Genomic DNA, 19,126 nt, shown 5'->3' with positions numbered 1-19,126 from the left:
ATTTAGGAGAAAATATCTTGACAATTAAAATCTATTTGTCTATAATTTCGACCTCTTAACAATAAGAGGCAAATGTCTTGTTAGCTCAGCTGGTAGAGCACGTCACTTTTAATGATGTGGCCGATGGTTCGAATCCATCACAGGACACCATTTTTATATGCGCGGTGGTAGTTCAGTTGGTTAGAATACCTGCCTGTCACGCAGGGGGTCGTGGGTTCGAGCCCCATCCACCGCGCCATTTTTGATTATTTGCACTGAAGTTTAAAGCTCACGTACTACAGTACGCTTCACTTGAAACGTAAGCACAACTAATGCAAAAAGCTATTTCGGGCGCTTAGCTCAGTTGGTAGAGCGCTACCCTTACAAGGTAGATGTCACTGGTTCGAGTCCAGTAGTGCCCACCATTTTTTGATTATTTGAATCAAAAAATTTCAGCTCACGTACTTATAGTACGCTTCGCTAAAATTTTTGACACAACTAATGCAAAAAACAACCGTTAACCCTTTGTTAACAATGAAAGTGACCCTTTCGTCTAGTGGCCAAGGACACTATCACTTCATGGTAGTAACAGAGGTTCAAATCCTTTAGGGGTCGCCATTTTAATTGGTGTTTATTTTTATATTGTTTCTTGATTTTTTCTTTTATCAAGGCAGGTTCTTTACAGAGTAAGGAGCATAGTTATACTATGTGACGAATGGAGTAAAGGTTCTAACGCAGAGAAAAGTAAAAAGCATTAACAGAGGGCGCTTAGCTCAGTTGGTAGAGCGCTACCCTTACAAGGTAGATGTCACTGGTTCGAGTCCAGTAGTGCCCACCATTTTTTGATTATTTGCATCAAAAAATTTCAGCTCACGTACTTATAGTACGCTTCGTTAAAATTTTTGACACAACTAATGCAAAAAACAAGTTTTTTCTTTCTTTAAAAAAGAAAATGTGACAATTAATTATAGTAATTTTTTCTTAATCAAGGAAAAGATTAACGAAGCATAAAGAATAAATGCGCGGTGGTAGTTCAGTTGGTTAGAATACCTGCCTGTCACGCAGGGGGTCGTGGGTTCGAGCCCCATCCACCGCGCCATTCTCTTTTTATTCATTCAATACATCCATTCAATCATCAAATACTGTTTTTACATCATCTGTTCAACTTCTTATTAATCCAGACTTTCAAAGATAAAGCCCTTACTGAAGTATCACTACCATTAAGTTAAGCATTTATTTGGAACCGGCACTGAAGTACAGATTCCGAAAAAAAACTACTCTCAGGCTGGACTGAAAGTACTGAGAAAGTCAGTTGTAATGTATGCAACATCCCCGGGGGAGAGTTTTTCTATGTTTATGGTTTTGTTTTGTTCTCCCAAAGCACCGTAGACTTGAATATCTGTCTTGTTAAAAAGTGCCAAAACTTTTGCACCTGAAGCGACTGCGAGATGCATAGGCCCTGTGTCCGCACTGACATACAGATCACAGACTTGAAAAAATGCCCCTAAAACTCTTAAATCTTTGTTGGCATATTCCAAAACTTTTTCGTTGAGTTTTGTAGGAATATCAGGTGAAAGAATATCTATAATGACAATGTTTTCATCAAGCTTTAAGAGTGTGTCTACCCACTCACTCCACCATTCATCACTTATCTTTTTGTCAAATCTTGCATTTCTGAAGATGGCTATAACCTTTGTACCGGCAGCAATATTGTTTACATGTAACAGTGAAAGCAAGTCTTTTTTTGCTTTTTCTCTTTCATCTTGTGTTGGTTTTATATCAAGCGTTGGCATTTTTTTTGGAAAATCAATTTTGAAAAACCGTAAAAATTCCATACTTTCAAGTCCCATATGCCGGTAGGTCTTTAAGCCTCTTTCTTGAATATGTGTGAAATTTGCCCAGAGTTTGTCATTTGCGAAACTGGCTTTGTATTTTGCTTTTATGAGTGCCGTGACGATTTGGGCACTGGTGGAACCGCCGGAAACATTCAGGGCAACATCATACTCTTTTGTTCTGGCCTGTTTGATGTAGGCAAGCATCTCAAGCGGATGCAAAAGCAGTTTTCGGGGGATGTCTATGACTTTGTCAACATTTGGCAGAGGTTCAAGAATTTTACCGGCAAGTTTCATGCCGACAATGATGTCTATTTTTGCATTTGGCATCTCTTTTGCAAGTTCGTTGATAAGAGGCGTTAAAAAAAGCAGGTTTCCTATTCGGTAATTTGGCCGTATAATGACAATGCTTTTGACTTTCTCTTTGTCAATATATTGAGCAGGCTGCGATTTATGAGAAAAGAAAGAAAGCAGACCATTGAGAATACTCGAGAGTTTTTTTCTTAGGGTTACATGTAAAGGATATTTCATAGGAATCTTTGTTTTTTTTGTGTAATTATAGCCAATTAACATTTATATAGGATAGTTAGTGTAAAATGTCATATTAACTTAACGGAGTGCATTTGAAAGAGATTGTTAAACGGTTTTGGCCTTATATAAAAGAGTATAAACTCTACTATTTACTTGTCATTTTTGGTGGCTTGCTGATTCTTGTCTCAACTGTGGGAACTGCCCAGATTATGAAGCCGATGATGGATGATATGTTTATTAAAAAAGACAAAACAATGCTCTACATTATTCCTTTGGGGCTTATTGCCATTTATGTGACAAAAGCGATTGGAAAGTATATTCAGACAATTTTTATGGAGTACATCGGGCAGAGCATTGTGACACGTTTTCGTGAAATACTTTTAGACAAGATGATTCATCTTGATATGGCATTTTTGTATGCAAACCGGAGCGGAGAGCTTATTTCTCGTGTGACAAATGACATCGGCCGGATTCAGTATTTTGTTTCAAATATGCTGCCTGATATGTTTCGCGATCTTTTAACGGTTTTTGCGCTCGTGGGGTATATTGTCTATCTCAATCCTTTACTCTCTTTTTATACGCTTATTGTTGTGCCTCTGATTATTTACCCTTTGATGCTTATAGCCAAAAAACTCAAAAAGTATTCACACCGTTCCCAGAATAAAAATGCTGATTTGGTATCGCGTTTGACAGAAGTTTTCAACAACAGTGAAATCATCAAAGCCAATGCAACAGAAAAATTTGAAGTCTCCCGTTTCAGTGTAGAAAACTGGAACTTTTTCAAGATAAACATGAAAGCCATTTATGTCGGTGCCCTTGTTTCGCCTATAATGGAGATCATAGCAGTTTCAGGACTTGCCATGGTCGTGTATGTAGGAGGCAAAGAGGTTTTTGATGGTAAAATGACTGTTGGTGAGTTTACAGCATTTATCACGGCAGTAGGACTTGTGTTTGAACCGATTCGTAAACTTGGCGGAACCTATTCAAAAATTCAAGATGCGCTTGCGGCAAGTGAGCGTGTTTTTGAAATCATAGACAAAGAAAACAGTGTCGTCGAGGGTACCAAAGAGCTCAAAGAAGATATTAAGAAAATCGAATACAAAAATGTTGTTTTACAGTATGAAAATATCAATATACTAGACGGTATTACTTTGACAATCAACCAGGGAGAACATATTGCTCTTGTTGGAGACAGTGGCGGGGGCAAATCGACTTTTATGAATATGCTTTTGCGTTTTTATGATCCCGACAGCGGAGAGATTCTCATAAACGGTATAAATATCAAAGAGTTCAAGCAAAAGTCACTCAAGCATCATATTGCGCTTGTTTCACAGCGCATCTACATTTTTCAAGACACCCTGGCTGCCAATGTTGCCTACGGTGAAGAGCATATAGATGAAGCAAAAGTCATTGAAGCTTTAAAGCTGGCGGATGCCTATGATTTTGTGATGCAGCTTGAAGAGGGCATTTATACTATGATGAGTGAAGCAGGGGCAAATCTTTCAGGCGGACAGAGACAACGCATAGCCATTGCAAGAGCAATATACAAACATGCTTCACTGCTGCTTTTTGATGAAGCAACATCGGCACTCGACAATGAGAGTGAAAAGCGGATACAAAAAGCACTCGATGCCTACACAAAAGATAAAATCACACTGACAATTGCACACCGTCTCTCTACAATTGAGCATGCTGACAAAATTTTGGTACTGCAAAAAGGGCTTATAGTGGCAAGCGGTACGCACAAAGAACTTTTAGAGTGTTCTGCTGTGTATCAAAGACTGGCGGGAGAGCTGAAAAAATAATCCGGGTTGAACACAGAGACTACACAAAGCTTTTTGTTCCCCCTTTGTCATACATATCTTTGTATCGGAATGTTATGAGATTTTGCATGATAGCAAAAAGTATCATAAAATTTAAAAAACTGCTGCCTCCGTAGGAAAACATAGGCAGAGGGACGCCAACTACAGGGGCATAGCCTATAGTCATGGCAATGTTGACACCCATATAGATGAAAATCATAAAAGAGATAGCGACAGTGACAACTTTAATATAGTAGTCATTGTTAAATATACTCAGACTCAACAGATGCAATATGAGCATAGCATAGAGTAAAATAAGTGCCAAAGCACCTAAAAAGCCGGTTCGCTCAACAACAAAGGCAAAAATAAAATCACTTGTGGCGATAGGCAAAAATTTCATCTGTGTCTGTGTCGCATCCTCTTTGTCTTTTCCACTCCATCCGCCAGAGCCTATGGCAATGATAGACTGCTGTACGTGATACGATGGTTTTTCACTTAAAAAATCTGTAATTCTCTCTTTTTGATAATCATGCAGCATAAATTTATAAGCAAGTGGTGAGAGAATCAAAATTCCTGCAACAATAGTGGCTATAATTTTCCAATAAACACCCACATAAAACAAAACACTGTAGCCTATAAGTAGTAATACAAGGGCTGTACCCAAATCCGGTTCTTTTGCAATAAGAACAAAAGGGAGCAGTATGTAAAAGCTGATGCGTAAAAAATCTTTGAGTCTGTAGCCTTGGATAGGCGGAGGATTTTTATTGATAAGATAGGCAAGCATTAAAATAAGCGCAGGTTTTACAAATTCTGAGGGCTGTATGGTGGCATTGATGAAGGGGATTTCTATCCACCTTTGGGCTCCAAGACGTGAGTGTCCGAAAAGTTCTACTGCAAAAAGCAGGGCAATGTTGCCCCAGTATATAAAAGGGATAAGCCAGCTCATCCGTCTTATAGGCAATAAAAACACAATCAAAAAAGCCAAAAATGCAACACCGACATAGGCAAGCTGTTTTTCGGCAAGAGCAGGAACAGCTTCACCGATGAGCCAATGCGACATAATTATCAAAGGAATGATAAGAATGATGGAAAAAAAGTCAAATTGTGATAAAATACTCTTATCAAATCTCCACAAATTTGTAACTCCAAAATAAAATTATTATGATTGTATCATAAAGGCTGTAAAGAATGATAAACACACAAGAATACAAATGCGTAAATCCTGAAAGACTGGATACTTTTCTGACTGCACAGATAGGACAGACCCGTTCGCAAATAGCAGGACTGATCAAACATGGATGTGTCTTTGTAGATGGAAAAAAAGTTCCCCGTCCGGGTGTAAAACTTAAATCAGGACAGAGAGTCAGGGTAGAATTTCCCGAGGCGAAAGAGGAAAAAGCACTTGATGTAGATTTTGATGTTGAAATTTTATATGAAGATGATGATGTTCTGGTCATAAACAAGCCAAGCGGAGTGACAGTGCATCCCGCACCGAGTGTCAAAGAGGCAACTCTGGTTGACTGGCTCAAGCACAAAGGTATCAGGCTTTCTACCATAAGCGGGGAAGAGCGTCACGGTATTGTGCACCGTCTGGATAAAGGAACGAGTGGCACAATGGTTGTTGCCAAAAACAATGCAGCCCATGAATTTTTGTCACAGCAGTTGCAGGACAAAAGTATGGGACGCTACTATATAGCTGTTATTGTGCCTCCTTTAAAAGAAGACATTACTGTTATAGAATCAAACATAGGCAGAAGTGCCCATAACCGTTTAAAAATGGCATCGGGACTCGAACATGCAAAGTATGCAAAAACGATGTTTAAACATCTGGCTTTGAGTGAAGACGAACACACACAGCTTATAGCCTGCAAGCTTTTTACCGGAAGAACCCATCAGATAAGGGTGCACCTTGAGAGTATAAACCGTCATATTTTGGGAGATCATATCTATGGATTAAGCCCAAAACAGGAGAATTCGGAACGTATTTTGCTGCATGCCTATATGATTTACTTTATTCATCCCTCAACAAAAGAAAAGTTAACTTTTCAAGCAGAGTTTGATGCTATAATGCGAGAAACAATTTATAAAAAATTTGATACGGAGATTTTAAATGAAGTTATTGAGCCTGAGTACATTATGCGCAGTTTCACTACTGATTCTTAGTGGCTGTCAGGGAATAAGCCCGCTGCCAAAGAAAAAAATTGCTATAGACTCTACGCTGCCTGTTGTAACGCTTACAAAAAACGGAATCATGCGTGATATGAAAACCGTAGCCTTTGAATGGAAAAGTATAAAAGATCCGCGTGTAAACGGTATTTATGTCTATAAAAGAATTTTAGGGAAAAAAATTACAAAAGAACTGGATTATTACGACCGTATAAACAATAGATTTAAAACGCATTATCTTGATGCAAAGAATGAACCGGGGACAAAATACAGTTATGCTTTCAGGGTGGTTTCCAAAGATGCCCAGGGCAAACTCAGTAAAGTATATAATGTCAGTACTCTCCCTGTTTTGGAATCTGTAGCCTGGATACACTCTATTGCCGGACTTCCACGAAGTGCGAAAATTATATGGAGACCGCATGAAAATCAGCGGGTTGCATCCTATATAATTGAGCGCCAGAGTGTTGAAGATGAGTCATTTAAAAAGGTTGCAACGCTAAAAGGGCGCTTAAATGCCGAGTATATTGATGAAGATTTAAAAGACAATGCCGTATATCTGTACAGAATTCGGGCAAAGACCTATGATGGAATCATTTCACAACCTTCACAAATTGTAAAATCTGTAACAAAGGCATTGCCAAAAAGTGTAGAACATATAAGTGCAAGCAAAAATTTGCCAAAAATGATAAAAATCAGCTGGTCTGCTTCAAAACAAAAAGATTTTCATCAATACTATTTATACAGAGGTGAAGATATAGACAGCTCATTTGAACTGATAGCCAAACTGTACAACAACAGCTTTACAGATCACATTAGCAAAGACGGGCAGGTTTATTTTTACAGAGTCAGTGTTGTGGATAAAGACGGGCTTGAAAGCGAACATGATGAAAATACCGTTATGGGGATGACACTGCCAAAACCCGATGCTCCTGTTGTTACCGGAATACAGCTTACTGATTCAGGTGTAGAACTTTCCTGGAAAACCACAGACGCAAGAATCAAATCGTATGAAATTGTCAGAAAGCGCCAGATAGGCTGGTTTAAAGAGACAACAAAAGAGTATAAGCATATTCATACAAACAGATTTCTTGATACAAACATTACTGCAGACAGTATGTATACATATACTCTCTACGGCATAGATGAAAACGGTATAGTTTCAAAACCGAGTACCGAAGTCAAAATAAAAGTGGGTGCATTTACCAAGGTGGTTGATGGAGAAAAGAGTGCGCCGATAAAAGAGGTTCATGTCAAAACCCATATAAAGAATACAGACAGCACACAAGAGAGAGTGACTCCTGTTAAAGATTTAGATTTAAACGAGATTTAATGCCACATTTACATATAGAAAAATTTAAACAAATTGATTTTCCAAAGGTTTGTGATGAGGTAAGTTTTAATTTTATTGCATCAAATGCCTTGCATTCTGATGAAAAGCTCATTGCAACGACTGTAGAAGGTGAAGATTTTTTTCTTTTGGTTAAGGAAGAAGAGAACAGAAGTCTGCTTAAAACCGACAAGCTTACGCGTCCTGCTTCCATACACAATGTACATAAAGCACTTTTGGCATATGCAAAAGCTGCAGGCTTACATGTAATCACATCCAATGTACCCCAGGCACCGAAGAATATACATCTGCAGGAAGTAACGGCACTCAAAAAAATAGAATATTTTGCCAATGAATTTCCACAGGACAAAGAGGTCCGCATTGAAGTAGGCTTTGGTTCGGGACGGCATTTGTTACACCAGGCAGCAAAGAATCCTGATGTGCTCTTTATAGGCTTGGAGATTCATCGTCCTTCTATAGAACAGGTACTTAAACAGAGTGTCATACAAAAGTTAGATAATTTACTTGTGCTTGATTATGATGCGAGGCTTTTTATGGAGCTTGTTCCTTCAAATATCGTCGGAGCTGTTTATGTGCATTTTCCTGTTCCGTGGGATAAAAAACCGCATCGCAGAATTATTTCAACTTCTTTTATCAAAGAAGCCCGTCGTGTATTGAAGGTTGGCGGAACTTTGGAGCTCAGAACAGACAGTGAAAACTATTATGCGTACTCTTATGAGACCTTTATAGCATTTGACAAAATAACACTGCAAATTAATAAAAACAAAGACATTGCCATCAGTTCAAAGTACGAAGACAGATGGAAAAGACAAGAAAAAAACATTTATGATGTGACAATGATAAATGATGAATTTTCTCAGGAGTTGGCTATTGAAGGTGACTTTGCTTTTACAAAACCTGGCTTGAGTGCAGAAGAAATCATTGCACTGCATAATAAGACTTTTCGTTTTGAAGGCGGTTTTATACATTTTGAACGGGTATACAGACTCAAAGAAGGGGTTATGCTGCGTTTGTCAATGGGGAGTTTTGACAGGCCGGAACATTTGTATCTTATTATCAATAATGAGGAAGTTTTCTACTATCCTGAGTACCCATTAAAATCACGAAGTAATCTCAAAGCACACAAAGAACTTAACAAGGTGTTACATGGATAAAGTTATTATTGCACAGAACCTCTCTCTTGCTTATTCCAAAGATGAAACCATTATTAACAAAGCAAATTTTTCTATAGACTCGGGAAGTTTTGTTTTTATAACCGGAGCAAGCGGCAGTGGCAAATCAACACTTTTAAAGTCACTCTATGGTGCGCTCAAGCCCATTGAGGGAAGTCTTGTTGTGGGAGGTGTTGAGCTCAAAGGTGTTTCAAGTGCAAAGCTGAATTTTTTGCGAAAGCATCTTGGTATTGTTTTTCAGGACTATAAACTTATAAAAGAGTGGACAATAGAAAAAAACATCATGCTGCCGTTGATTATAAACGGCTATGAAAAAAGTATCACACAGAGTCAGGTTGACTCTTTACTTAAACATGTAAGACTGCAGCATCAAGTGGGAAAGTATCCTTTGGAACTCAGTGGTGGAGAGCAACAGCGTGTAGCCATGGCAAGAGCCTTGGCACATAATCCGATTTTGATACTTGCCGATGAGCCGACAGGAAATCTTGATGACTACTCTTCACAGCTGATCTGGAATCTTTTAGAAGGTGCAAATGAGCAGCTTAAAACTACTGTTATTGTGGTAACACACCATATTCCTGAAACAATGAAGGTTGATTACAAACACTATCATATAGAATTCGGAGAGGTACATGAAGTCATTTAAAAACCACATCTCTCTTGTCATTGCTCTTGTAAGTATACTTTTTTCATTGCAGATTTTTACTATAGTCGACAGATCTATCAATGCCTATAAAGAGAATCTGGCTAAAAATTATTCACTTGTGGTCGTCAGTCAAAAAACATTGCAGCCAAAAGAGTTGACGGATAAAATAACAGCACTCTCTTCTGTCGAACAGCTTTCTCCTGATGAGATCATAAAAAAACTCAATACAGGGATAAGTAAAAAAAATATAGAACTGTTGAAAATAACATTGCCAAAATTTTATAAATTTAAATTAAAAAGATATCCGACACCTGTAGAGTTGCAAAAAATAAAAAAAGAGCTTTTATCGTACCCGTATATTACAAAAGTGGAAACTTTTTCAAATACACATGACACAACCTATAAACTGCTGCTGCTTTTTAAAAATGTCATATCTGTTTTGGCAATATCTATTTTGCTTGTTACGATACTTTTAATATTTAAAGAACTTCGTATATGGCAGTTTAAACACAATGAAAGAATGAATATAATGGGATTGTTCGGTGCGCCTGTATGGCTGCGTTCAGCAGTTTTGTTTCGGCTTTCCATTGTTGATGCATTTATAGCCTTTGGTATTTCATTTGTAGCTTTTTCCTATTTTGCTTCAAGTCCGTGGGTAAAAGAGCAGTTTGCAAACATAGGTATATCTGTTGTGATTTTTGACAGAGTGTATGATTCACTGATTATGCTTGGCGTTTCTATAACAGTCTCTATTTTACTGGCAGGTTTTATAGTTTTAGGGCATAAAGAAGAGGTCTGATGAGAGCTGTATTATTTTTTTTACTCTTTACATGCAGCAGTGCTGTATTTGGTTCAACAGCAATAGATAAAAAAATACACAAAACAAGTTCTGCGCTGCAGTCTTATACGAAGAACTATTCTGTACTCAATGCGAAAATGGCACAGACGGCAAAAGCTATCATCAAGCAAAAAACAGAGTTGGCAAAAAAAACGCTTTATCTCAAAAAGTTAGAAAAAGAACTCTCTCTCAAAGAGAGTAGTCACAGTGAAAATATACAGCAGTTGAAAATTTTAAAAAAATCCCAGGAAGCACTTCAAAAAAAACGGCAAAAACTCGAAGAGGATCTGATTTTTGTTATAGCCAAAACTGTCTCCTTATCAGTTGTTCTGGAAAAAGAATATCCTGAAAACGAAGAGGCTATCATGGAGTTTGAAGTTTTAAAAGCTATGCTCAAAGCCTCAAAAGACAAAGCAAAACTTTTAAGCAGAAAGTTTTTTGAAAATGAAAAAAATATAGATTTAATCAGTTTACATGTAAGTTCACTCGAAGTGGCAATCGCCAATATAGATCAAAAAAGAAAAGAAGTAATCCGAAGAAAAAAAGAGAATAAAAAAGCATTGAAAAAACTGACTTTGGCAAAAGAGTCCTATAAAAAAGAGTTAAAAAGTCTTATAAGAAGGCAAAATGCTTTAAAAAGAACGCTTTCTAAGCTGAATCTTATAAAAATAGATGAAATTAAAAGAGCAAAAGAAGAGAAGATGAGAAAACTGGCTTTTGCAAAACGTCAGAAAAAACTTGGAAAAAACCTGCCAAAAGTAAAAAAACACGGCAGCAGCTATCAGGCAATAAAGACAATCAGGTACAGAGGACGAAAAACGATTGCTCCGCTGAATGCTTATACCATTACAAAAAAATACGGTACCTATACAGATCCTATTTACGGTATAAAGATATTTAATGAATCTATCTCTTTGAAACCAAAATATCCTAATGCAAAAGTAAAAACTGTTTTCAACGGTAAGGTAATTTATGCGGCAAAGACAGCAGTTTTAGACAATATTGTTATTGTCGAACACAAAAACGGACTCCATACAATTTATGCAAATCTTTCACAGATAGCACCAAATGTCAAAAAAGGGAAAAAGATTGCAAAAGGTGCAACAATCGGCAGGGTCAAAGATGAACTTGTTTTTGAAGTCACACAAAAAACAAATCATATTAATCCGATACGCTTATTTCAATAGATTTTGATATAATTGCAAAAATAAAAAACAGAGAAAAAATATGAACTTTATTCAAACACGCGGCGCAGATAAAAACAAGCCGCAAACGGTTACCTTTTCAGAGGCAATATTGAGTCCCATAGCATCTTTTGGCGGTTTATATGTTCCGCAACATCTTCCTGATCTCGGAGAAGAATTTTTACAAAAGCATCTGAACTCTTCTTATAAAGAACTCGCAGCAGATATGTTAGATCGTTTTGAAATAGATATAGCAAAAGAAGTGATTGATGAGGCACTGGGTCTGTATGACAAATTTGATGATGCATCCAATCCTGTGCCTGTTGTAAAAGTCAAAGAAAACCTCTATATCAGTGAATTGTACCACGGTCCTACCCGCGCATTTAAAGATATGGCACTGCAACCTTTTGGTGTGGTTCTCTCTTCTATCGCACAGAGATTAAATGAAAATTATTTGATTTTGGCTGCAACAAGCGGAGATACCGGTCCTGCGGCACTTGAAACTTTTAAAAACAGAGCAAATGTAAAAGTTGCATGTCTGTACCCGGATGGCGGAACAAGTGATGTACAGCGTCTGCAGATGGTGACAGAAGATGCACCAAACCTAAAAGTCATCGGCATAAACGGTGTTTTTGATGATGCACAAAGTGCTTTAAAGCGTTTGCTGGCTTCACAAAGTTTTAAGGATGCACTGCTAAAAAAAGATATGAAACTCTCGGCAGCAAATTCGGTCAATTTCGGGCGTATAATATTTCAGATTATTTATCATATTCACTCTTATCTGGAGTTGGTTCGTCAAAATGCCGTTGCAATGGGTGAAAAAGTGTATCTGAATGTCCCAAGCGGGAACTTCGGAAATGCTCTTGGGGGATATTATGCCTGGAAAATGGGTCTGCCTGTTGAAAAAATCATTATTTCATCCAATGAAAACAATGTGCTTACGCGTCTGATTCGTGATGGGAAATATGATTTGAGAAATTGTGAAGTTATCGGTACGACATCACCTGCGATGGATATTTTAAAGTCATCAAATGTTGAAAGAGTTTTGTTCGATCTGTTTGGAGAAGGCAGAACAAAAGAGTTAATGCAAAATCTTGAAGAAAATAATTTTTATGAATTGACTGCGGATGAACTTACAAAACTTCGTGAGTGTTTTGATGCTGATTTTTGTACAGGAGAAGAGGGTAAAAAATACATCAAAGAGACTTTTGAAAAATATAACTATTTGATGGATCCGCATACGGCAACATGTATGAAATCCTACGAAACATGTTCAAAACCTGAAATTAAGACTATTGCATATTCGACGGCTGAGTGGACGAAATTTTCTCCGGTAATTGCAAATGCACTGACAGGAGAGATTGGTATGAAAGATATTGAAGCGTTAGAATCAATATCGAGAGTGGCAAATCTTGAAATTCCAAAGATGATACAAGAGTTGTTTACCAAACCGATAGTGCAAAAAACAGTGATAGAAAAAGAGGAAATAGAAGAAGAGATACTCAAATTTTTATAACATTTTTATAAAAGTGATAAATAATTATTATTAACAGATTAAGTTGTCCTTAACTATTAAAGATGTAAAATAACTTTAATAGGAAAAATTATGAATGAAACAACAACTGAGGATAAGTTAAAGCAAAAGCGGAATATGCTTTATTACAATCAGCTGATTTTGAATGAAAGACGTGCAAAGTCTTTTTATGGAAGAAAAACAAAAACAGCTAAAAAGCGTACGAGTTTTGGTTCTCAAAAAGTCGATTTTAAAGATTATCTGTTTATTCCCGAACAATGGGAATTCGTTGCATACATACTCTATTTTGTCGGTATTCCCTATACCGTAGGAGCTTTGTTTTTATTTTTATTTATAGCAAATGCAAATTGGGAAAGCTTTCAGTTACTGAATCTCAATGCATTTCCTGTAGTTTGGCTGATAGGGTATGAAATAGTCTCTGTCTGTCTGTTAATCTGGATTATGATTTTGTATTTGACCTATGAATCAGAAGAGGGGTATTAAAGCAGCCCGGCGTTACAGCTTCACTGCTTTTTTATAGGCTTCTTCTATTGCTTCGATACAGGCATTGCGAACATTTCCTTTCTCGAGTGCAGCATACCCTGCTGCTGTTGTCCCTCCAGGACTCATGACACCGTCTTTAAGCAGTGCAGGGTGTATTTCCTGGATAAGCTTTCCAAAACCGTCAAACAAACCGCGCATAATAGCCATGGCGTCTTCGCGTTTGAGTCCCTGTTTGACAGCTCCGTCGCTTAAAGATTCTGCAATAAGTGCAAGATAGGCAGGACCACTGCCGGCAAGAGCTGTTGCTATGTCTATCTCTTTCTCATTTGCCAGCCATCTTGTTGAGCCGATAGAATTAAAAAGCGTTTGTGCTTCTTCTTTATAGGTGGTGTCTCCTGTGAGTGTTGTCATGGATTTTCCAACACTTGCCGCAAGGTTTGGCATAGCTCTTACAACTGCAGATGTGTTAAAATGGTCTTTGAGCTTTTGAATGCCTGTTCCGGCCAAAACCGAATAGAGTACCTCTGCTCTGCCTTGCAGTTTTTTTGACACTTCCTCTACATTTGCCGGCTTTACACACAGGAGAATATTTTTATCCTCAATATTAAAATTATCAAGAAGAGATTTCTTTACATGTACACCGAGTTTTTCTTCAAAACTGTCTAACTTTTTACGGTCTCTTCCCACTACTTCTATTTTGTAACTGTTTTTTAAACCTTTGGCAATGCTGAGTGCCATATTGCCATTTCCGATAAATGTAATTGTTTTCATACAAGTCCTAAATGTTTTATGGTAGTATAACATTATTAAAATAAAGTCTAAAAAATGGGTGGGGATATGGAACAATTTTTAAAAGAAGCAAAAACTGCGAGTAGAGTATTTAACAGTTTGAGCGGACGTGATAAAAACAAAATACTACACGAAATGGCAAATGCTTTGCGTGCCAATACTATGGACCTTATAGAAGCAAATGCTATTGACATGCTCGAAGGTGAGAAGAACAAATTAAGTTCTGCATTGATGGACAGACTTTTTTTGGATGAAGAGAGAATAGAGTCTATGGCAAAGGCTGTAGAAGAGATAGCTGCACTCAAAGAACCGGTAGGACGCGTACTTGAGGGGTGGCTGACTGAAGATGGGCTGAAAATAGAAAAAGTGAGTATTCCCATTGGCGTAATCGGTATAATTTACGAATCACGCCCTAATGTTACGAGCGATACAGCTGCTCTTTGTTTTAAAAGTTCAAATGTTTGTGTTCTTAAAGGCGGCAAAGAAGCAGAGCGTTCAAACAAAGCAATCGCTAAAGTTTTAAAAGCAGTCCTTGAAAACCATGATTTGCCGACATCTCTTATATCTTTGATTCCGGACAGTTCCCGTGAAGGTGTGGCCAAACTTATCAAAATGGATAAATATGTAGATCTGATTATTCCTCGCGGAGGAGCAGGGCTTATAAAGTTTGTCAGTGAAAATGCAACGGTAAGTGTTGTCAAGCATGACAAAGGGCAGTGTCATACCTATATAGACAAGGACGCAAATATTGAGAGTGCCATAAAAATTGCCATTAATGCAAAAGTACAAAGACCGGGTGTCTGTAATGCAATGGAGACACTGTTGGTAGATAAAACAATAGCAAAAGAGGTACTTCCTTTATTAAAAGAGGCTTTTGACAATGCAAATACACAATTAAAGGGCTGTGCGAAAACTCAGGAGATAATCAGTGTTGCAGATGCGACAGATGCCGATTATGATACTGAGTATTTGGCAAATATTTTAAATTTGAAGGTTGTTGAGGGTGTCAACGGGGCAATTGCACATATAGTGCATTTTGGCTCAGGACACTCGGAAGCTATTGTTACTGAAAATATCACTACAGCAGAGAAATTTTTAAACAACATTGATGCAGCGGCAGTTTATGTCAATGCCTCTACCCGTTTTACAGACGGAGGTGCTTTTGGCTTTGGTGCAGAGGTGGGAATCAGTACAAACAAACTCCATGCAAGAGGTCCTATGGGCATAGAAGGATTAACAACGTATAAATATAAAATTTATGGAAGCGGGCAGATAAGATGATGTTGACTATTGATGAACTAAAAAGTATTGTTTTTTTTGAAAATCTCAATGAAAAAGAGTTGAAACTGTTACTTTCAATCACAAGAAAGAGAAGTTTTTCTCAAGGTGAAATTCTTTTTTATGAAAAAGACAAAGCAGAGCATCTTACAATGGTGCTTGAAGGTGTTGTGAAAATTTATAAAATAGATCCAAAAAACAATGAAATCGTTCTGCATCGATTTAGACCAAAGAGTATGGTGGCCGAAATGGCGGTTTTTGAAGGTATTCCTTATCCTGCTTCTGCTGCTTTTGAAAGTGACGGAAGCGTTTTAGAGATAGATTTTGAAAAATTCAAAGAGTATTTTCTTGGAAATCAAGATATCTCTTTGGCTCTTTTTAAATCACTGACCCAAAAAATCAAGCATCTTGACAATGTGATAGCCTTGAATGTTGTTCTGGACTCAACGGCAAGAGTTGCAAAATATATTTGTGAAAATGACGAGGCACTGAAGATGAAAAACAATCAGCTTGCACAGTATCTGCACATGACGCCCGAGACACTTTCGAGAATACTTAAAAAATTCACAAAGTTAGGATTTGTAAAAAAAGAGGCAAGTTCATACCAAATCACCAATAAAGAGGCATTAACCATCCTTTTTGAGTGATTTTTTTCTTTTTATTGATATTAGTCAAGCTGTTATTACGCTTTCTTGATTACAATCATGAAATCTTATAAGTAAAAGGATTGATAATGTCACATATACCCAATGAAACTGAAAAAATAGTTGTTGACGGTGCTACCGTTGATTTTTACAAATTGCAAAAAGATGGAGAAAGTACCTACTATTTTGACACATCAAAAGAGGGGCCGCCGCACCCGATGGTGAATGCAATGGCAGGTTTGGCTCTTATAAAAGGCACTAACGATACTCTGGTTATGATCAACCATAAAGCACCGGGAGGACTCTTTGCAAAACTTGAAGATGATGTGAAGTATGATATACAAGAGCTGGATGACGGTTTGGTAAAAGTTGTTTTTTCCTATAACAAAGATGCTGCAAGTGAATCTGATTTGACACAGACAAGTTGTGGCGGTTGAGCTGAGTAATGGTAAAAATATCGCAGGACTTTGCACCGCCGTTTAAACTGATAGCTCCTTTTTTCCTGATAGGGAGCCTGTTTTATTTTTTTGCATCAGTCTATCTTTTTTCATTTGATGCTGCAAATCTCTCTTTTGTCAACCCGGATATGATAGCTTTTACGCATCTGTTTTTATTGGGTTTTGTCATGATGGTGATTTTTGGTGCAATGGCACAACTGGTTCCGGTTGTTCTTGAAGTCGGGCACTTTGGTGTAGAACTTTTTTATGCAATTTGGCCGTTGCTGCTTACGGGTACACTGCTCATGGTATTGGGATTTTTGTATTTTCCCGCACTGTTGCCTTACGGCGGTGTGACTGTATTAATATCTATGCTGATATTTGTAGGCGAAATTTTTTTAACAATATTTAAAGTCGAAAAATTAACTTTGGTGATGAGCAGTCTGCTTATTTCAAATACTTTTTTGTTTTTCGGAATAATTTTTGGGCTTTTAATGGCACTCTCTTATGCCGGAACAATTTCTTTGGATATTGCATCCTTGCTCAAAGCCCATGTCTATGCGGTTTTAGGCGGTTACATTGCTATAACCATTATGGGACTCTCCATTGTACTTGTGCCCATGTTTACGCTCTCACACAGCTTTTCTTTGAAGCCATTAAAGATTTCTTTGATCATGATGAGTGCTGCTGTTGTGAGTGTTGTCATATCTTCATTTTTTAAGATAGATATACTGGCTTATATCGGCTATGCTTTGGCAGCTGTTTCGATGCTCGTCTATTTTTATCTTATTTATATAATTTATAGCACCAGACCAAGAAAAGAGAACGATATCTATGCGGTCTCTTTGATGTTCTCTTATATTTCCATGTTGGTTTCCCTTGTGATTGTCGTTTTTTATTTTCTGACACAAAAAGAGGAATTTTTGCTGGCCTCTATGTGGCTGCTCTTTTTTGGATTTTTTGCTTTTTTGATTACAGGGCATATTTACAAAATAATTCCGTTTTTGGTCTGGTTTGAAAAGTTTTCACCATTGGTGGGGAAGCAAAAGGTTCCAATGCTGGCAGATATGGTACCGTATAAAAGTTCGCAGGCTCAGTTTGTGTTTTGTGCAGTCGGTGTTGTTTTGATTACCATCGCAATACTTACAAAAGGTGATGCATTCCTGCATGCCGGTGCTTCTTTTCTTTTTATAGGAACATTGGCATTTATCAGAAATGTATTTTATATGATAAATTTTAAAGCATAAAATTTTTTAAGAGGAGAACTACATGTATACAAAAGATGAATTATTTCAAGCAATTTCAACGGTTATAGATCCGGAAGTAGGTTTTAATCTTGTGGAAATGGGTCTTATCTATGATGCCAGTTGTGATGAAGAGGGGAATGTTAAAGTAGTCATGACGCTTTCAACAAAGGCCTGTCCTATGCATCAGATGATTTTACAATGGGTAAAAGAGGCAGTAGAAAAACTGCCAAATGTAAAAAGTGCTGATGTAGAAGTTGTCTGGGAACCGCAGTGGAATATTTCCATGGCTGATGAAAATGTCAAAAAAGCACTGGGTGCTGCCTGATTGTATGAGCCTACTCTTGAGGCTCATGTTTTAAATAACTGTTTTTTATCAGTATCATTTCATATACCGAAACTTTTGGCATCGCTTCGTCTATAAGTCGGTCTGTATCTTTATATTTACCCTGCATTCTTTTTATATCATCATAGGCTTTAGGCTTGACCTCACTTGTTGCAACAGAAATAACAGCAGCCCATATAAGAATAATGGCAATCCAGACTATTTTTTTTGCTCCGGCATAAACACCTAAAAAATGAAAGATAATTGTTAGAACAATTCCAATACTCAATAAAAATGTCAAACTCATAAATGTATCCTTTCTCCTTCCGGGGTAATTGTAATATTTGCATCTTTAAACATCTGATCTCCAAAATCTTTGACACCCAGGGTTCCCAGTAGCATTAAAATGACAACTAAAAACAAAAAAATGACAGCCATACCATATCTTTTGAGTCTACTTATCATTTTTACGCTCATCTTTTGGGGCAATAGGTGAATAGTCTACGCATCTTGCCGTATGAAAATCTCTGATAAAATCAGGATTTTTGAAGTAATCACCATCAAGTTTCCATCCAAGTTCTTTGGAAATCAACACAGACTGTGAAATGGTTCTTCTCATCTTGTTTTCACAGATGACAGTTTTGCCTTCATTGAAGATTTCTTTGACACCCTGCATTCTTTTGGTTGTTACAAAATAATGAATACCTATCATAATGGCAAATATGGCAAATATGCCAGTCATTCCTTTTTTAAAGGCACCTTTTGGCATAAAGTCCCTTGTTGTGACAAAGGCGGTAATGGCCAAAAAAAATATTCCTATTACAATATATGCAATTTCCAATTCAAAAAATCTTTCCATTATATTTCTCCTCGTATAATAAATTTATCAAGTCA

20 protein-coding genes and 6 tRNA genes are annotated in these 19,126 nt (G+C 37.3%); 20 read left to right on the top strand and 6 right to left on the bottom strand.

From position 1 onward, the window contains the following. The first annotated feature begins 74 nt into the window (after positions 1–74). From LCX93_RS08595 to LCX93_RS08570, 6 genes are all read left to right on the top strand, one after another. Positions 75–150: transfer RNA gene (locus LCX93_RS08595), tRNA-Lys, on the top strand. A gap of 11 nt (positions 151–161) precedes the next feature. Next, positions 162–238 (top strand) — tRNA-Asp (locus LCX93_RS08590). 90 nt (positions 239–328) lie between these two features. Then, a tRNA-Val gene (locus LCX93_RS08585) sits at positions 329–404 on the top strand. Between the two features lie 117 nt (positions 405–521). Then, positions 522–597, top strand: a tRNA-Glu gene (locus tag LCX93_RS08580). 144 nt (positions 598–741) lie between these two features. Beyond that, positions 742–817, top strand: a tRNA-Val gene (locus LCX93_RS08575). Positions 818–1,001: 184 nt separating this feature from the next. Beyond that, positions 1,002–1,078: transfer RNA gene (locus LCX93_RS08570), tRNA-Asp, on the top strand. A 181-nt stretch (positions 1,079–1,259) separates the two neighbouring features. Here the strand turns inward: LCX93_RS08570 and LCX93_RS08565 are convergent. Continuing rightward, positions 1,260–2,342 (bottom strand): glycosyltransferase family 9 protein, encoded by a 1,083-nt coding sequence (locus LCX93_RS08565; RefSeq protein WP_226065916.1) that lies wholly within the window; start codon positions 2,340–2,342, stop codon positions 1,260–1,262. A gap of 92 nt (positions 2,343–2,434) precedes the next feature. On the opposite strand from LCX93_RS08565, the gene LCX93_RS08560 reads away from it, so the two are divergent. Then, a complete protein-coding gene (locus LCX93_RS08560) occupies positions 2,435–4,147 on the top strand; it encodes an ABC transporter ATP-binding protein (protein WP_226065915.1) in 1,713 nt (570 codons plus the stop codon). Positions 4,148–4,166: 19 nt separating this feature from the next. Here the strand turns inward: LCX93_RS08560 and LCX93_RS08555 are convergent, their stop codons facing one another. Then, entirely contained in the window at positions 4,167–5,279 is a 1,113-nt protein-coding gene (locus LCX93_RS08555) for an FtsW/RodA/SpoVE family cell cycle protein (RefSeq protein WP_226065914.1), read from the bottom strand. Between the two features lie 53 nt (positions 5,280–5,332). On the opposite strand from LCX93_RS08555, the gene LCX93_RS08550 reads away from it, so the two are divergent. From LCX93_RS08550 to LCX93_RS08515, 8 genes are all read left to right on the top strand, one after another. Then, positions 5,333–6,307 (top strand): RluA family pseudouridine synthase, encoded by a 975-nt coding sequence (locus LCX93_RS08550; protein WP_226065913.1) that lies wholly within the window; start codon positions 5,333–5,335, stop codon positions 6,305–6,307. Then, the gene (locus LCX93_RS08545; protein ID WP_226065912.1) at positions 6,255–7,640 is read left to right on the top strand and encodes a fibronectin type III domain-containing protein; all 1,386 of its coding nucleotides are present in this window, start codon (positions 6,255–6,257) and stop codon (positions 7,638–7,640) included. Before LCX93_RS08550 ends, LCX93_RS08545 begins: the two co-directional genes overlap by 53 nt. Then, a complete protein-coding gene (gene trmB / locus LCX93_RS08540; RefSeq protein WP_226065911.1) occupies positions 7,640–8,812 on the top strand; it encodes a tRNA (guanosine(46)-N7)-methyltransferase TrmB in 1,173 nt (390 codons plus the stop codon). Before LCX93_RS08545 ends, trmB begins: the two co-directional genes overlap by 1 nt. Then, positions 8,805–9,476 (top strand): cell division ATP-binding protein FtsE, encoded by a 672-nt coding sequence (locus LCX93_RS08535; RefSeq protein WP_226065910.1) that lies wholly within the window; start codon positions 8,805–8,807, stop codon positions 9,474–9,476. Before trmB ends, LCX93_RS08535 begins: the two co-directional genes overlap by 8 nt. After that, on the top strand, positions 9,463–10,275 hold the full coding sequence (locus LCX93_RS08530) for a cell division protein FtsX (protein WP_226065909.1): 813 nt from the start codon (positions 9,463–9,465) through the stop codon (positions 10,273–10,275). Before LCX93_RS08535 ends, LCX93_RS08530 begins: the two co-directional genes overlap by 14 nt. Continuing rightward, positions 10,275–11,501, top strand: coding sequence for a murein hydrolase activator EnvC family protein (locus tag LCX93_RS08525; protein ID WP_226065908.1), 1,227 nt, complete (start codon positions 10,275–10,277; stop codon positions 11,499–11,501). Before LCX93_RS08530 ends, LCX93_RS08525 begins: the two co-directional genes overlap by 1 nt. A 40-nt stretch (positions 11,502–11,541) precedes the next feature. Then, positions 11,542–13,014 (top strand): threonine synthase, encoded by a 1,473-nt coding sequence (thrC, locus tag LCX93_RS08520; protein ID WP_226065907.1) that lies wholly within the window; start codon positions 11,542–11,544, stop codon positions 13,012–13,014. 90 nt (positions 13,015–13,104) lie between these two features. Next, positions 13,105–13,515, top strand: a complete 411-nt coding sequence (locus LCX93_RS08515) for a hypothetical protein (protein ID WP_226065906.1) — start codon at positions 13,105–13,107, stop codon at positions 13,513–13,515. Positions 13,516–13,527: 12 nt separating this feature from the next. Here the strand turns inward: LCX93_RS08515 and LCX93_RS08510 are convergent, their stop codons facing one another. After that, on the bottom strand, positions 13,528–14,286 hold the full coding sequence (locus LCX93_RS08510) for a pyrroline-5-carboxylate reductase (RefSeq protein ID WP_226065905.1): 759 nt from the start codon (positions 14,284–14,286) through the stop codon (positions 13,528–13,530). 66 nt (positions 14,287–14,352) lie between these two features. Between LCX93_RS08510 and LCX93_RS08505 the strand changes: the two genes are divergently transcribed. The 5 genes from LCX93_RS08505 (at position 14,353) to LCX93_RS08485 (ending at position 18,235) form a co-directional block, all read left to right on the top strand. Beyond that, positions 14,353–15,585 carry a glutamate-5-semialdehyde dehydrogenase gene (locus tag LCX93_RS08505; RefSeq protein WP_226065904.1) on the top strand — a complete coding sequence of 411 codons (1,233 nt, stop codon included), beginning with the start codon at positions 14,353–14,355 and terminating at the stop codon, positions 15,583–15,585. After that, positions 15,582–16,229: a Crp/Fnr family transcriptional regulator gene (locus LCX93_RS08500; protein ID WP_226065903.1), complete on the top strand. Its 648-nt coding sequence runs from the start codon at positions 15,582–15,584 to the stop codon at positions 16,227–16,229. Before LCX93_RS08505 ends, LCX93_RS08500 begins: the two co-directional genes overlap by 4 nt. 86 nt (positions 16,230–16,315) lie before the next feature. After that, positions 16,316–16,663 (top strand): hypothetical protein, encoded by a 348-nt coding sequence (locus LCX93_RS08495; protein WP_226065902.1) that lies wholly within the window; start codon positions 16,316–16,318, stop codon positions 16,661–16,663. 8 nt (positions 16,664–16,671) lie between these two features. Beyond that, the gene (locus tag LCX93_RS08490) at positions 16,672–17,910 is read left to right on the top strand and encodes a hypothetical protein (RefSeq protein ID WP_226065901.1); all 1,239 of its coding nucleotides are present in this window, start codon (positions 16,672–16,674) and stop codon (positions 17,908–17,910) included. Between the two features lie 22 nt (positions 17,911–17,932). After that, complete coding sequence (locus LCX93_RS08485) at positions 17,933–18,235, top strand: metal-sulfur cluster assembly factor (protein WP_226065900.1); 303 nt, start codon at positions 17,933–17,935, stop codon at positions 18,233–18,235. Between the two features lie 10 nt (positions 18,236–18,245). Here LCX93_RS08485 and LCX93_RS08480 read toward each other — a convergent pair whose 3' ends face one another. Genes LCX93_RS08480 through LCX93_RS08470 form a run of 3 tightly spaced genes read right to left on the bottom strand, consistent with a single transcriptional unit; the run spans position 18,246 to position 19,091 of the window. Continuing rightward, positions 18,246–18,539: a hypothetical protein gene (locus tag LCX93_RS08480; protein WP_151899954.1), complete on the bottom strand. Its 294-nt coding sequence runs from the start codon at positions 18,537–18,539 to the stop codon at positions 18,246–18,248. Next, a complete protein-coding gene (locus LCX93_RS08475; RefSeq protein ID WP_226065899.1) occupies positions 18,536–18,697 on the bottom strand; it encodes a hypothetical protein in 162 nt (53 codons plus the stop codon). The genes LCX93_RS08480 and LCX93_RS08475 overlap by 4 nt, the downstream gene beginning before the upstream one ends. Beyond that, positions 18,687–19,091, bottom strand: coding sequence for a hypothetical protein (locus LCX93_RS08470; protein ID WP_226065898.1), 405 nt, complete (start codon positions 19,089–19,091; stop codon positions 18,687–18,689). Before LCX93_RS08470 ends, LCX93_RS08475 begins: the two co-directional genes overlap by 11 nt. Positions 19,092–19,126 lie beyond the last annotated feature (35 nt).

This window comes from Sulfurimonas sp. SWIR-19 (assembly GCF_020410885.1).
GTDB classification, from domain to species: Bacteria; Campylobacterota; Campylobacteria; order Campylobacterales; family Sulfurimonadaceae; genus Sulfurimonas; species Sulfurimonas sediminis.
Note: the sequence above shows the minus strand (reverse complement) of the source record. Positions and strands in the feature narration are given on the sequence as shown.